13 protein-coding genes and 1 pseudogene are annotated in these 14282 nt (G+C 68.3%); 11 read left to right on the forward strand and 3 right to left on the reverse strand.

The genetic code is table 11. The features are described from left to right. Nucleotides 1-58: 58 nt before the first annotated feature. The 9 genes from KME82_RS23330 to KME82_RS23370 all read left to right on the forward strand — a co-directional run bounded on the left by KME82_RS23330 (nt 59) and on the right by KME82_RS23370 (nt 10191). Nucleotides 59-547 (forward strand): DUF494 family protein, encoded by a 489-nt coding sequence (locus KME82_RS23330; protein ID WP_036105793.1) that lies wholly within the window; start codon nt 59-61, stop codon nt 545-547. A gap of 340 nt (nt 548-887) precedes the next feature. Next, entirely contained in the window at nt 888-1685 is a 798-nt protein-coding gene (locus tag KME82_RS23335) for a pilin (protein WP_215496138.1), read from the forward strand. A gap of 110 nt (nt 1686-1795) precedes the next feature. Then, nucleotides 1796-2938: an RDD family protein gene (locus KME82_RS23340; protein ID WP_215496139.1), complete on the forward strand. Its 1143-nt coding sequence runs from the start codon at nt 1796-1798 to the stop codon at nt 2936-2938. Between the two features lie 272 nt (nt 2939-3210). Then, a complete protein-coding gene (locus KME82_RS23345; RefSeq protein ID WP_215496140.1) occupies nt 3211-5727 on the forward strand; it encodes a DNA topoisomerase I in 2517 nt (838 codons plus the stop codon). 650 nt (nt 5728-6377) lie between these two features. After that, nucleotides 6378-7373 carry a lytic polysaccharide monooxygenase gene (locus KME82_RS23350; protein ID WP_215496141.1) on the forward strand — a complete coding sequence of 332 codons (996 nt, stop codon included), beginning with the start codon at nt 6378-6380 and terminating at the stop codon, nt 7371-7373. A gap of 188 nt (nt 7374-7561) precedes the next feature. Next, a complete protein-coding gene (locus KME82_RS23355; RefSeq protein WP_215496142.1) occupies nt 7562-8122 on the forward strand; it encodes a Sua5/YciO/YrdC/YwlC family protein in 561 nt (186 codons plus the stop codon). A 64-nt stretch (nt 8123-8186) separates the two neighbouring features. Further along, nucleotides 8187-8633 (forward strand): EamA family transporter, encoded by a 447-nt coding sequence (locus KME82_RS23360; RefSeq protein WP_215496143.1) that lies wholly within the window; start codon nt 8187-8189, stop codon nt 8631-8633. A gap of 71 nt (nt 8634-8704) precedes the next feature. After that, nucleotides 8705-9517 carry a DUF4124 domain-containing protein gene (locus tag KME82_RS23365; protein ID WP_215496144.1) on the forward strand — a complete coding sequence of 271 codons (813 nt, stop codon included), beginning with the start codon at nt 8705-8707 and terminating at the stop codon, nt 9515-9517. Then, nucleotides 9517-10191 (forward strand): DUF4124 domain-containing protein, encoded by a 675-nt coding sequence (locus KME82_RS23370; protein ID WP_215496145.1) that lies wholly within the window; start codon nt 9517-9519, stop codon nt 10189-10191. Before KME82_RS23365 ends, KME82_RS23370 begins: the two co-directional genes overlap by 1 nt. A gap of 316 nt (nt 10192-10507) precedes the next feature. Here KME82_RS23370 and KME82_RS23375 read toward each other — a convergent pair whose 3' ends face one another. Both KME82_RS23375 and KME82_RS23380 read right to left on the reverse strand, forming a co-directional pair. Further along, nucleotides 10508-10771, reverse strand: a complete 264-nt coding sequence (locus KME82_RS23375) for a hypothetical protein (RefSeq protein WP_215496146.1) — start codon at nt 10769-10771, stop codon at nt 10508-10510. 17 nt (nt 10772-10788) lie between these two features. Next, nucleotides 10789-11565, reverse strand: a complete 777-nt coding sequence (locus KME82_RS23380) for an SDR family oxidoreductase (RefSeq protein ID WP_036105763.1) — start codon at nt 11563-11565, stop codon at nt 10789-10791. An 85-nt stretch (nt 11566-11650) separates the two neighbouring features. On the opposite strand from KME82_RS23380, the gene KME82_RS23385 reads away from it, so the two are divergent. Further along, nucleotides 11651-11878, forward strand: a complete 228-nt coding sequence (locus KME82_RS23385; protein WP_215496147.1) for a hypothetical protein — start codon at nt 11651-11653, stop codon at nt 11876-11878. Between the two features lie 149 nt (nt 11879-12027). Further along, nucleotides 12028-12147 (forward strand): annotated as a pseudogene (locus KME82_RS27280) (DUF6053 domain-containing protein); the annotation flags it as partial. Between the two features lie 108 nt (nt 12148-12255). On the opposite strand, the gene sppA reads toward KME82_RS27280, so the two are convergent. After that, the gene (sppA, locus tag KME82_RS23390; RefSeq protein WP_215496148.1) at nt 12256-14145 is read right to left on the reverse strand and encodes a signal peptide peptidase SppA; all 1890 of its coding nucleotides are present in this window, start codon (nt 14143-14145) and stop codon (nt 12256-12258) included. Nucleotides 14146-14282 lie beyond the last annotated feature (137 nt).

Genomic DNA, 14282 nt, shown 5'->3' on the forward strand with positions numbered 1-14282 from the left:
ATTCGGTCAATCAGCAACTCCTGACCCACCGCGCCGCATGCGGCGCAGGCCGAGGGAAATGAAAGAGAGCATCCTGGACGTCCTGCTGTACCTGTTCGAGCATTACTTCACCGACGATGCGGACCTTGTCCGCGACCGCGATTCGCTCCGCAGCGGCCCCCTGTTCGACGAATTGGGCCAGGCCGGTTTCAGCCCCGCCGAGATCAACAAAGCCATCGAATGGCTCGATGCGCTGGCCCAGCAACGGCCCAGCGTCAACGCGCCGCGCGTGGGCGGACCGACCCGGATCTATTTCGGCCCGGAACTCGACAAGCTCGATGTCGAATGCCGCGGCTTCCTGCTGTTCCTGGAACAGCACGGCATCCTCGACGCCGATCAGCGCGAACTCGTGCTCGATCGGGCGATGGCGCTGGACCAGGAGGAACTCGACCTGGACGACCTCAAATGGGTCGTGCTGATGGTCCTGTTCAACCAGCCCGGCTCCGAGGCGGCGTACGCCTGGATGGAAACCCAGATGTTCGCCGACGAGCCCGAGCCGGTGCATTGACCCCGCTCGCGCCGGCCGCCTGACGCCGGCGCAGCCCCTCGCCGCGCCGGCCCAGCCGGCGTGGCGGCTGGAGCCGTCACAACCCGGCACGCCTCACCCCGACCCCATCAGGCCGATCCACCCGGCCGTCGCGCGCTGCCGTTCATCGCCGGCCGCGTACCGCCGCTGCGGACTGCGTCACGTTTTCTTCTCTCCGTGCTAGTTTCTTGCGTCTCGCGCACGCCCCTGGGGGCGGCGGCGCGGCAGCATGCCATTGACTGCGCGACCGCCCGCCGGGCCCGGTCCGCGGCCACGATGGCCTTCACTACACAGGGACGATCGCAAGATCAGGGGGAACGACATGACGAACTGGTATTACCACGATCCGGCCCAGGGCCGCGTCGGTCCGATCGACGCCGACGCGCTGCGCGGCCACTTCCGCGAAGGCCGCCTCCAGCGCGACACCTTGCTGTGGCGCGAAGGCCTGCGCGAATGGCAGCCGCTGGAACGCCTGTCGAGCGAACTGGGCCTGGACGCCGAACTGCTGTCGTCGACCCCGCGCCCGCCCGCGCCGCCGCCGTTGCCGCCCGGCGCCAACGACGCGCCCGGTCACTCGGCGCCCGCCTATTCGGCCGCCCCGGGGCAATATGCCGGCAACAATCCCGCCGACGCTGCGGCCGCCCATTTCAACCGCCGGCCGGCCGCCGCGCCGCCGCCGCGCAAGGGCCTGTCGGGCTGCGTGATCGTGCTCATCGTGCTGGCCGTGCTGGCGATCCCGGTGCTCGGCATCCTGATCGCGATCGCCCTGCCGGCGTACCAGGACTACACCTTCCGCGCCAAGGTCGCCCAGGCCGTGGCGGTCGCCAGCAGCCACAAGATCTCGGTCGCCGAGTTCGTGATGAGCAACGACAACTGCCCGGGCAACGACAGCGAAGGCTTCCAGCCCCCCGCCGACTACGCCGACACCTACATCGCCGCGATCAACTTCGGCCACCTCAGCGACAACGGCCATTGCGCGATCCAGGTCGAACTGCGCGGCATCGGCCCCTCGATCGACGGCAAGCACATCGTGCAGTCCTACGATCCGTCCAACCACAGCTGGAGCTGCAGTTCGGACATCGAGAAGCGCGCGGCCCTGCCGATGGAGTGCCGCGACTGAGCCCGTGCCGGCGCGCCTGATCGCGCGCCGGCGCATCGCGACGGCAGTCGATGGCATCATGCGGGGCATTGCGGCCCCGTAGCCGGGCCCACGACCGCCAGAGACTCGCGATGACCCAGTGGTATTACAGCGACAACGAACGTAACCGGCACGGACCGCTGGACGGCGCGCAGATGATCGAGCGCCACGGTCGCGGCGAGCTGGGTCCCGATACCCTGGTGTGGCGCGACGGCCTGCCGCAGTGGCAGCCATGGCGCGATCTGGCCGGCGAACTGATCGCCGACCCCGGCTTCAGCGTCGCGCCCGACCCGGCCCAGGTCCTGACCGAGCGGGTCGACGCCGTGCTCGGCAGCGCCGTCGCCGAGGCCCACGAGCGGGCCGACGAGGCCACCGATGCGGCCGCCCCGCGCAACCCCGCCGGCACCGCCGAGCCACTCCAGGACGCGCCGCAGGCGAGCCCGGCCGAAGCACTCCGGGCCGAGCCGGCGCCGGCCAACGCCGGCGATACCGCGCCCTTTGCGCCGGCTTCGTCGGCGAAACCGGTCGACGCATACGCTCCCGCGCGGACCCTGGACGAACCCGATTCGCCCTACGCCGCGCCGCGCGCCGGGGTCGCCGAGGACATGACCGTCGTGCAGGGCCACGAGGTGGTCTATGCCGGGTTCTGGAAGCGCCTGGCGGCCTACATGATCGACGCCTTGCTGGTCACCATCACTTATTACGCGATCAACACCGTGCTGGTGCTCGGCGGCATGGTCGCGTTCGGCGCGTTCAACGGCTTCAGTTCGAGCAACTGGCTGACCGGCGGCGCCGACAGCATGTTCATCGTGTACACGGTGGTGACGTACTTGCTGATGGGCGCGATCAGCCTGAGCTACTACGCCGGCTTCGAGTCGTCCTCGATGCAGGCCACGCTGGGCAAGCTCGCGGTCGGGATCAAGGTGGTCGACGCGCAGGGCCGCCGGCTCAGCCGCGGGCGCGCGATCGGCCGCTGGTTCGCGGCCATGCTGTCCTACCTGAGCCTGTACGTGGGCTACCTGTTGATCGCCTTCACCGATCGCAAGCAGGGCCTGCACGACATGGTCGCCAAGACCCAGGTGGTCGACCGTTGGGCCTACACTGCGCGCCCGGAGATACAGAACCGGACCCTCGGCACGGTCGCCCTGGTGGTGCTGATCCTGGTCGGCCTGATCTGGGCGGCGGTGGTCGGCGTGCTGCTGGTCGCGCTGGGATTCGCCGCCTTCTCTAGCTGAGCCGCACCGCGCTGGCAGCTGAACAGGACACCATTCATCACATCTTCTTCAAGCAATTGAGTGCCACTTTATTGGCGGTTCCGAGGGGCCGAGCTTGACAGCTCCGCCCGGCTCGTGATTCCACTAGAAAGAGGAAACCTGAACGCCCGCCGCCGAACGCTGCGGGCGTCGCCTTCTTAAACCTTCGCAGCGCCGGGCCCGTCCCGGCGATGCCCGCCGCAACACAACACGCTGTCGAGCAGGCGCCCCGCCCCGGGCCCTGCGGAGTACCAATGGCCAAGAACCTCCTCATCGTCGAGTCGCCCGCCAAGGCCAAGACGATCAACAAGTACCTCGGCAAGGACTTCACCGTCCTGGCCTCCTACGGCCACGTCCGCGACCTGGTGCCGAAAGAGGGCGCGGTCGATCCCGACAATCACTTCGCGATGGACTACGCCGTCATCGAGAAGAACGAAAAACACGTAGACGCGATCGCCAAGGCCGCCAAGAGCGCCGAGAACGTGTTTCTGGCGACCGACCCGGACCGCGAGGGCGAGGCGATCAGCTGGCACATCGGCGAGATCCTGCGCGAGCGCGGCCTGCTCGAAGGCAAGCCGCTGCAACGGGTGGTGTTCACCGAAATCACCCCGCGCGCGATCAAGGAAGCGATGAGCCACCCGCGCGAGATCGCCAGCGACCTGGTCGATGCGCAGCAGGCCCGCCGCGCGCTCGACTACCTGGTCGGCTTCAACCTGTCGCCGGTGCTGTGGCGCAAGGTCCAGCGCGGCCTGTCCGCCGGCCGCGTGCAGTCGCCGGCGCTGCGCATGATCGTGGAGCGCGAAGAGGAAATCGAAGCCTTCGTCGCCCGCGAGTACTGGTCGATCGAGGCCGAGTGCGCGCATCCGCAGCAGGCCTTCACCGCCAAGCTCAACAAGCTCGACGGCAAGAAGTTCGAACAGTTCACCATCACCGAAGGCGACAGCGCCGAGGCCGCGCGCAAGCGGATCGTCGCCGCCGCCAACGGCGCGCTGCACGTCACCGACGTCACCAGCAAGGAACGCAAGCGCCGCCCGGCCGCGCCGTTCACCACCTCGACCCTGCAGCAGGAAGCCTCGCGCAAGCTCGGCTTCACCACCTCGCGGACCATGCGCGTGGCGCAGAAGCTGTACGAGGGCATGGCGCTCGGCGACGAGGGCACGGTCGGCCTGATCAGCTACATGCGTACCGACTCGGTGAGCCTGTCGCAGGAAGCCGTGGCCGAAATCCGCGACGTGATCGCGCGCGACTTCGGCACCAAGGCGCTGCCCGACAAGCCCAACACCTACCAGACCAAGTCGAAGAACGCGCAGGAAGCGCACGAAGCGATCCGTCCGACCTCGGCGCTGCGCACGCCGGCGCAGGTCGCGCGTTTCCTCGACGACGACGGCCGCCGCCTGTACGAACTGATCTGGAAGCGCGCCGTCGCCTCGCAGATGGTGCCGGCCACGCTCAACACCGTCAGCGTCGACCTCGCCGCCGGCACCGAGCACAGCTTCCGCGCCTCGGGCACGACCGTGATCGATCCGGGCTTCCTCGCGGTGTACGAGGAAGGCAAGGACGCGAAGGCCGCCGAGGACGAAGACGAAGGCCGCAAGCTGCCGTTGATGAAGACCGGCGACCGCATCCCGGTCGATCGCATCCACGCCGACCAGCACTTCACCGAGCCGCCGCCGCGCTTCTCGGAAGCGTCGTTGGTCAAGACGCTCGAGGAATACGGCATCGGCCGGCCCTCGACCTACGCCTCGATCATCCAGACCTTGCTGTTCCGCAAGTACGTCGAACTCGACAGCCGCCGCTTCCGTCCCAGCGACGTCGGCCGCGCGGTGTCCAAGTTCCTGTCGGGTCATTTCACCCAGTATGTCGACTACGACTTCACCGCCAAGCTCGAGGACGAACTCGACGCGGTGTCGCGCGGCGAAGAGGACTGGGTGCCGCTGATGGAGCGCTTCTGGGGCCCGTTCAAGCAATTGGTCGAGGACAAGAAGGAATCGGTCGATCGCAACGAAGCCACCGGCGCGCGCGAACTGGGCACCGATCCCAAGAGCGGCAAGCCGGTCAGCGTGCGCCTGGGCCGCTACGGGCCGTATGCGCAGATCGGCACCGCCGAGGACGAGGACAAGCCGACCTTCGCGTCGTTGCGTCCGGGCCAGAGCATGCACACGATTTCGCTCGAGGATTCGCTCGAACTGTTCAAGCTGCCGCGCAAGCTCGGCCTGGACAAGGACGAGGAAGTCAGCGTCGGCGTTGGCCGCTTCGGTCCGTTCGCCAAGCGCGGCAGCGTGTACGCCTCGCTGAAGAAGGAAGACGATCCGTACACGATCGACCTGGCGCGCGCGGTGTTCCTGATCGAAGAGAAGGAAGAGATCGCGCGCAACCGGATCATCAAGGAATTCGACGGCAGCGACATCCAGGTGCTCAACGGCCGCTTCGGTCCCTACATCAGCGACGGCAAGCTCAACGGCCGCATCCCGAAGGATCGCGAACCCGCTTCGCTGACCTTGGAGGAAGTGGTCAAGCTGATGGAAGAAACCGGCAAGCCGATGCGCGGCCGCTTCGGCAAGAAGACCGCGGCGAAGAAGGAACCGGCCAAGAAGGCGGCGAAGAAAGCCGCCAAGAAAGTCGTGAGCGCCGACGGCGAAACCAAGGCACCGGTGAAGAAGGCCGCAGCCAAGAAGGCACCGGCGAAGAAGGCGGCCAAGAAAGTCGCGAAGAAGACCGCAACCAAGAAGGCCGCGAAGAAAGTGGTCAAGAAGGCGGTGGCGAAAGCTTGATCGAGCGATCGCCGCGGTGAGCGGCGACTGACATCAGCGAGCTCAAGACGGGCGCCGGTTTCGGCGCCCGTTTCGTTTGTGGGTTCACGTCGCTCCGGGTGTCGGGCCTGAAAGGCCCTCCCACAAAAGACTTCGTGCTTGCGTGTCGGCTGCTCCATTCACTCCGCTTCCCGCTTCCCAATTCCCAATTCCCAATTCCCAATTCCCAATTCCCGATTCCCGATTCCCGATTCCCAATTCCCGATTCCCAATTCCCGATTCCCGATTCCCGATTCCCGATTCCCGAATCCCGAATCCCCAAACCTGCCCCAAACCCCAGCCAACAACGAGGTCTTTTGTGGGAGGGCCTTCAGGCCCGACTGGCCCCAGCAAACGCCAGCGACCCCATGTCGCACCCGCGCCCAAAACCCGTGACGCCGCTTCCGCTTTCGCATCGCCGCGCCGACCACACGCCCACGCATGTCCCTTCGAGCGACCGCTCGCACAGATTCAGCCTGCCCCGCCCACTAGGATCAGCCCCACAACGCGGGCCGGCCCTGATGGACCGAGACCCGACTCAGACGCGATCCGAATCGCGCGCGCATCACGACCAGCACGAAGACCTGTTGCCCGGGGGGTGTCTTTCACCTATCCCATCGACAGGAGTCGTCATGACCCGCGCCACTCGTTTTTCCCTGCTTTCCGCCGCCGTCGCCCTGTGCGCGGCCGCCCTGCCGGCGTCCTCGGCCTTCGCCCACGGCACCTTCGTCAATCCGCAAAGCCGGATCTACAAGTGCTACCTGGGCAATAAAGAGAATCCCGCCGATCCGGCCTGCCGCGCTGCCTGGGCGGTCGCCGGTTCGCAGCTGTTCTACGACTGGAACGGCATCAATCAGGCTAATGCCAACAGCAATCACCGCGCCGTGGTGCCCGACGGCAAGCAGTGCAGCGGCAACAACCCGACCTTCCGCGGCCTGGACGTGATCCGCAGCGACTGGCAGACCAGCAACGTGCGCTCGGGCGCGAGCTACACCTTCACCTTCTACGCGACCGCGCCGCACGCGACCAAGGATTGGACCTTCTTCGTCACCCCGCAGGGCTGGAACCCGAACACGCCGCTGCGCTGGAACGACCTGCAGCAGTTCTGCAAGACCGGCCCGGTGCCGCTGTCGAGCGGCAACAACTACCACATCACCTGCACCCTGCCGGCGCGCACCGGCCGCCACGTGATCTACAACACCTGGCAGCGCTCGGACTCGACCGAAGCGTTCTACACCTGCATGGACGTCAACTTCACCAACTCGGTCGCCGACGCGAACTCGCCGTGGCGCGAGTCGGGCAACGTCAACGTCGTCAACGACTACCCGGTCGGCACCGCGGTGACCCTGCGCGTGTTCAACCCCGACGGCAGCGATGCGGAGAAGATCGAAACCGTGCTGCGCGAGGGCGAAACCTCGATCGTCGCCTGGCCGCGCCGGGTCGCCGAACAAGTCAACGCGCGCGCCAGGTTCGCCCGCATCGGCGAGCAGCGCGGCGGCCAGGTGCAGGCGAAGGACGGCCCGGGCAACCGCGTGTTCCTCAGCGGCAACCGCTCCTACGCCTTCGACGTGCGCCTGCCGGCATCGGCCAAGCCGTTCGCCGACGAACACGCGCATCACGATCACTGAGATCGCGCGAACGCTCGGCTCGCCAACGCGTCGGCTCCGGCCGGCGCGTTGGCGTCGGCGCGCGCGCACTCGCCGCTCGCATCCGCATCGGTCCGGCCGGATCCGATCAAAACCGCAGCTCCAGGCTCCGGCCAAGCCCGAACCTCGACCATGCGACACTGCGCCATCGCCCCCAGCGCCCGATCCGCATGCCTGAGCTGAGCCTCGAACACGCCGCCGCCGCGCTCGCCCGCGGCGGCGTCATCGTCTATCCGACCGAAGCGGTGTGGGGGATCGGCTGCGATCCCTACGATCGCGAGGCCGTGGCGCGCCTGCTGGCGATCAAGCAACGGCCGATGGACAAGGGCGTGATCCTGATCGCCGCGTCGGTCGAGCAGTTCGACGGCCTGATCGACTGGGCGGCCTTGCCGGCCGAGCGCGCCGACGCCGTGCATGCGAGCTGGCCCGGGCCGAACACCTGGGCGGTGCCCGCCACCGACGCGGTCCCCGCCTGGATCCGCGGCAGTCACGACAGCGTCGCCGTGCGCGTCACCGCGCATCCGCAGGCGAGCGCGCTGTGCCTGGCGCTCGGCCGTCCCCTCGTCTCCACCAGCGCCAACCTCGCCGGCCAGCCGCCGGCGTTTCAGCGCGATCAACTCGACCGCGCCCTGCTCGCGCTCGCCGACGGCGTGTGCGTCGGCGAAACCGGCGGGCTGTCGGCGCCGACCCCGATCCGCGTCGCCCTGACCGGCGAGGTGCTGCGGGGCTGACCGGGTTCCGACGCGGCCGGGGCTATGCTCGTGCGATCCCGCCCCTTGGTCCGGAGGTCCCGCCATGAACCCTGCCACCAGCCCGTTCCCCGCCTGGGCGCTGTGGGCGCTGTTGTCGGCCGTGTTCGCGGCCATGACCGCGGTGCTGGCCAAGGTCGGCGTGCAGGGCGTGAGCGCCGACTACGCCACGCTGGTGCGCACCGTGGTCATCGTGATCGCCCTGGCGCTGCTGGTACCGCTGAGCGGGCAATGGGTCGATCCGCGCACGTTGCCGTCGCGTTCGCTGCTGTTCCTGGTCCTGTCCGGGCTGGCCACCGGCGCCTCGTGGCTGTGCTACTACCGCGCGCTGAAACTCGGCGACGTGGCCCAGGTGGTGCCGGTGGACAAGCTCAGCGTGGTCCTGGCGGCGGTGTTCGCGGTGACCTTCCTGGGCGAGCGCCCCAGCGCACGCGAGTGGCTGGGGCTGCTGATGGTCGGCAGCGGCGTGCTGGTGCTGGTCTGGCGGCGCTGAACCGGTCCCCGCCGAACGCCCCGGACCCGATTCGACTTCCCCGTAACGCAGGCGAGGCGCAAGATGCGTGCATGAACGCCACCCACGCCCGCCGTCGAAGCCTGGTCCTGGCCGCCCTGCTGTCCGCCGGCGCATCGCTGGGGACGGCGCAGGCCGCCGAGGTGCTCATCTACCGCTGCACCGACGACCGCGGCCAGCTCAGCCTGCGCGACACGCCCTGCGCCCAGGGCCAGCGTCAGCAGACCCTGAGCATGGCCCGCCCGGTCGATCCGCCGCCGCGCGCGATCGAAGCCTCGGCCGCGCCGCCCCCGCGTCCGGCGATCGACCCCAGGCCGCGCGTGCTGGTGGTGCGCAACCCGCAACCGATGTTCGACTGCGTGCGGCCGGACGGCAGCAGCTACACCAGCAGCAACGGCGACGGCAATCCGCGCATGGTGCCGATCGTCGACCTCGGCTACGGCGTGCCGGTCTACAACGGCAACCACACCTCGCTCGGCGGCCGCATCGGTGCGCCGCGGCCGCGCCTGGGCGACCCGTCCGCCGTCCTCAATTCCACCAGCAGCCGCTCGATGGGCATCGGCTCGGCCGGCATCGCGGTCGCCGCCAACGGCCGCCACGGCAATGTCAGCTATGCGACCACCGCCTATTCGGGCGGGTATTATTCCGGCGGCTACAACTACGGCTCCGGCGTGTACTACGGCAGCCAGTTGATCCGCGACGAATGCGAGCAACTGCCCCAGGAAGAAGTGTGTTCGCGCCTGCGCGACAACCGCTACCAGGGCGATCGCCGCTACAACAGCGCGCTGCAGAGCGAGCGCGAACAGATCACCCGGGAACAGCGCATCATCGATGCGCGAATGAACGCCGATTGCGGAGCTTACTGATGCGTGTGTGGTGGTTGTCGGTTCTGTTGCTGGCCAGCGCCGGCACGCACGCGCAAGGCGGCAAGGTGGTGATCTACCGCTGCACCGATGCACTGGGCCAATTGACGGTGCAGAACAACACCCCGTGCCCGAAAGGCCAACAGCAGGAAAAACGCGTGCTCGAAGGCGTGTCGACCTCGTCGGCGCCACCGACCTTCATCAATTCGCCGGTGGCGCCGTACGCGCCGGCCAACGCGCCGCCGCCGCATCCACCGGTGTCCTCGCAATTGCCGTCGGTGAAGACGCCCGCGCCGGTCAGGCAGGCCCCGCCGGTGCCGGCCGGCCCGCCGATCGCCGACGCCGACCGGCTGCCGCCGCCGGTGCTGTTCGAATGCCGCACCTACGACAACGGCCGCTACCTCAACGACGACGGCAACCCGCCGCAGCGTTGCGCGCAGCTGCAGACCACCGGCCTGGGCGGCGCTACCAGCCCCGGGGTCGGCGTCGCCTGCCAGATGGTCACCGACCAATGCCAGCGCCTGCCCGACGAGGCCCTGTGCGAAAACTGGAAGCAGCGCCTGCGCGAAGCGCAATCGGCGCTGCGTTTCGGCCGCAGCGACAGCCAGGACGCGTCGGCGGCCGAGGTCGCAAGAATCCAGCGGATCGTCACCGAGAGCACCTGCGGCAAACAATAGGCCGCTGCGTGGGGGCAGCCGCGTCACGGCGGGCGCCGCGTCGTCGTCTGTCGGTTTCGCCGCCGCCATTGCGCCTCCCGCTCAAGCGCCGGCGTAGTCCTGCATCGCCCTCGGATACGCTGCGGCGTCCGACCCGCACCGCGGTACGGTTCACACGCAGGCTCTACCTCATCGAACCCGCCGTCGGCGCATTCGGCTTCATCGCGACACTGTCGGTATCGGCCACGCCGTCGGGCCGTTCGTGTTCGCGCGCGAGGAAGTTCGCTATCGCGCTGCCGGGTGTTCGCGCGCTGTCGGCCGACGCCGCCAACCAAGCTCAGCGCGGCCGCGGCGCGGCGCCGTAATCCTCGACCGAAATACCGAAATACGAACGCTGGCCGCGCAACTCGATGCGCTTGCTGTCGCGCAAGGCGCCGAAGGTGGCGGGCGCGATCGTGCATAGACGACGGCGCAGCAGGAAACCGTCGCCGGGCAGCACGGCCGAGGTGCGGCAACCGCGGAAACTCGATTCGCGCACACGCACCGCTTCGATCTGGGTCGCCGGCTGCGGGCCGGCCAGGTGGTGCAGCAGGATCGGCAACGCGAATGGCGGCGTCCTCAAAACCCGTAACGCTGAAACCCGCCGTCCACCGCGATGCATTCGCCAGTGATGTAGCCCGCCGCCGGCAGGCACAAGAAGGCGACCGCCGCGGCGACTTCCTCGGGTTCGCCGATGCGGCCGGCCGGCGTGCGCAGCAGCACTTCGTCGAGGTAATCCGGGTCGGCCAGTTTGTCGGAGGTGCGGCGGGTGCGGATGTACCACGGCGCGACCGCGTTGACGCGCACGCCGTCCTCGGCCCATTCCACCGCGAGGTTGCGGGTCATCTGGTGCATCGCCGCCTTGCTCATGCCGTAGGGCGAGCCGGTGCGCACGTGCAGGTTGCCCGACACGCTGCCGACGTTGACGATGCTCGACGCGGCATGCCGGGTCAGCAGCGCATGCGCGTAACGCGACAGTTCGAACGCCGAGAACACGTTGATCTCGAAGATCTGCCGCCACTCGTCCTCGGTGTAGTCGTTGGTCGGCTTGCTCAGGTTGCCGCCGGCGTTGTTGACCAGGATGTGCAGGCCTTCGCCGAAGTCCTCGACCCAGTCCAGCAGTTCGCGCCGCTGTTCGTCGTCGGCGACGTCGGCGACGAAGCCGTGGATGTCGCGGTCGGGGAAGTCTTCGAGCAGTTCGGCGCGCGCCGATTCCAGCGCGGTCGCGTCGCGCGCGGCCAGCAGCACGTCGGCGCCGAAGCCGAGCAGTTCGCGCGCGATCGCGCGGCCGATGCCGGCGCTGCCGCCGGTGACCAAGGCGAGCTGTCCGTCCAGTCGCCAGCGCTTGGGGTCCATGGCTTGTCTCCGGGTGTGCGGTGGATCGCCGCGCTGCGCGCGCGACCGGCGTAGCATAACGGCCGGACCGACCGAGGATGCCGCGATGAAACCACGCCGTATCGTATCGACCTTCGCCTGCGCCGCGCTGGCATGCGCGCTGGGCGCTTGCTCCAAGCCCGCGCCGCCGGAGAAAGAGCGGCCGGTGGACCCGCAGGCGACGCAGATGCGCGACGCGATCCAGAAACCGATCGAGCAGGCCAAGTCGGTCGAGGGCGCGGTCGATCAGGGCGCGCAGCAGACCCGCGAGGCGATCGACGCGGCGGGCGGGTGAGCGACGGGAGCGGTTTCGCTGGGCCGCGCTGCGGCCCGGCGGCCGTCGCGGCCCGAAAACGTTTCGTTGCCTGAGTGCTTTTCGTTGTCTGAGCACTTTTGTGGGAGGGGCTTGAGCCCCGATGCTTTTCGCTCAGGTCGCCGTGACGCTTCGTCGCGATCGGAACGAAAGGCGTCGGGGCTGAAGCCCCTCCCACAAGAGCGTTGTGCCGAGGCTACTTCCGATCGCTGAAACGACAACGGGCCGCGATGCGGCCCGTTGGCTTGTGACTTGTCGCTGGCGCGGCCCTCACCCCGGCCCTCTCCCGCACGGCGGGAGAGGGAGTGGCGCTCGGCGGTTGGTCGTGCCGCGCGCGAGGCCAGGAGGCATCGCGGCGATTACAGCTCGCAGAAGCAATACGCCAGCGACTTCACCGGCACGCCACTGGTGGGCTTGATCGAGCTTTCCAGGAAGCGCAGGTCCGAGGCAGTCTGCGGCAACGCCTTGGCCAGCAGGCCGCGGGCGAGGTCGGAACGGCCCAGCAGCGCGCTGCCGGCCTGGCTCTGGGCGATGCTGGCGAAGAAGCGCTCGAACGGGCTCGGCATCTTCTCCACGTAACGCACGCGGTACTCGCCGTCCTTGCCGAGCTTGGCGCGCGCGGCGACATCGGTGATCGCGTCGGGCAGGCCGCCCAGCGCGTCGACCAGACCGCGTTCCTTGGCCTGCGCGCCGCTCCACACGCGACCGCGCGCGATCGCGTCGATCTCGGCCACCGGCTTCTTGCGCGCGCTGGCGACGCGGCCGGTGAAATCGGCATAGCCCTTGTTGATCACGGTCTGGATGACCTGGCCGACTTCCGGCGCCAGCGGCCGGGTGATGTCGAAGGAACCGGCGAAACGGGTGGTGCCCACGCCGTCGGTATGCACGCCGATCTTTTCCAGCGCGCGCGGCACGGTCGGGATCATGCCGAAGATGCCGATCGAACCGGTGATGGTCGAGGCGTCGGCGTAGATCTTGTCGGCGTTCATCGAGATCCAGTAACCGCCCGAGGCGGCCAGATCGCCCATCGACACCACCACCGGCTTGCCGGCGGCCTTCAGGGCGACGATCTCGCGACGGATCTGCTCGGAGGCGAACACTTCGCCGCCGGGCGAATCCACCCGCAGCACCACCGCCTTGACGTGCTCGTCGTCGCGCGCGTCGCGCAGCAGCGCCGCGGTACTCACGCCGCCGACCGAACCGGGCGGCTGTTCGCCGCCGGCGATCTCGCCTTCGGCCACCACGATCGCGACCTGCGGGCGCTGATCGGCCGGATTGACCAGGCGGTCCATGCCGGCGACGTAGGCGTCGAACGAAATCTGGCGGAACCCGCCCTCGGCGTCCGCGTCGGCGGCGCCGCGCTTGGTCAGCAGGGTGTCGACTTCTTCGCGGGTCTTGAGGCCGTCGATCAGCTTGAGCTGCAACGCGTACTTGCCCAGGTCGCCCTGGACCGCGTCCAGGCGCTGCGGCAGTTCGTCGATCGCGGCGGTCAGGTCGGCGGCCTTGAGCTTGCGCGCCTTGGCCACGTCGTCGAGGTAGCGCGACCATAGGTCGTTCATCCAGAACAGGTCGGCGGTCTTGGACTCTTCCGACGCGGCGTCGAGGATGTACGGCTCGGCCGCCGACTTGAACTCGCCGACGCGGAACAGGTGTACGTCCACGCCGAGCTTGTCCTGCAGACCCTCACGATAGTACTGGCGGTAGCGGCCTAACCCTTCGAGCATCAACCCGCCCATTGGGTCGAGGAAGATTTCGCTGGACTGCGAGGCGACCAGGTACTGCTTCTGATCCATGGTCTCGGCGAAGGTGATGACTTCCTTCTTGCTCGCGCGCACCCGCGCCACCGCAGCGGCGACTTCGCGCAGCGAGGCCATGCCGGCCGCCTGCAGCTTGTCCAGGCGCAGCACGACGCGTTCGATGCGCTTGTCGTCCTTGGCCGCGTCCAGCGCGCGGATCACGTCGCGCAGCTGCACTTCCGGGTTCTTGTCGCCGAACGCGCGGCTGAGGGCGCGCGAGGCCGGGTCGGAGCTGTACTGCTCGACCAGGTTGCCTTCCGGCGCGATCACCAGGGTGGTGCGCTCCTGCAACGGCTTGGCGCCGCCGCCGCTGAACACCAGCGCGGCGAGGAAGAACAGCAGGAAGCCGAAGAACAGCAGGTTGAAGATCAACCGGCGGGTGAAGTTCATCGTGTCCCAGACGCCGACGAAGAATCGCATCAACGGCCCGCGACTTGGGGTGGTTTGGTTCATTGCACAGACTCCATGTGTACCGGGTCAGACTAACCCGGCACGGGTTGCGGTTTCACCCGCCATTCGTACTGTGAAGGCCGGGAATTGGGAATCGGGAATTGGGAATCGGAAGATCAAGGGCTAGGTCCCGGCTTTTC

The sequence above is a fragment of the Lysobacter capsici genome (genome assembly GCF_018732085.1).
Taxonomy (GTDB): Bacteria; Pseudomonadota; Gammaproteobacteria; order Xanthomonadales; family Xanthomonadaceae; genus Lysobacter; species Lysobacter capsici_A.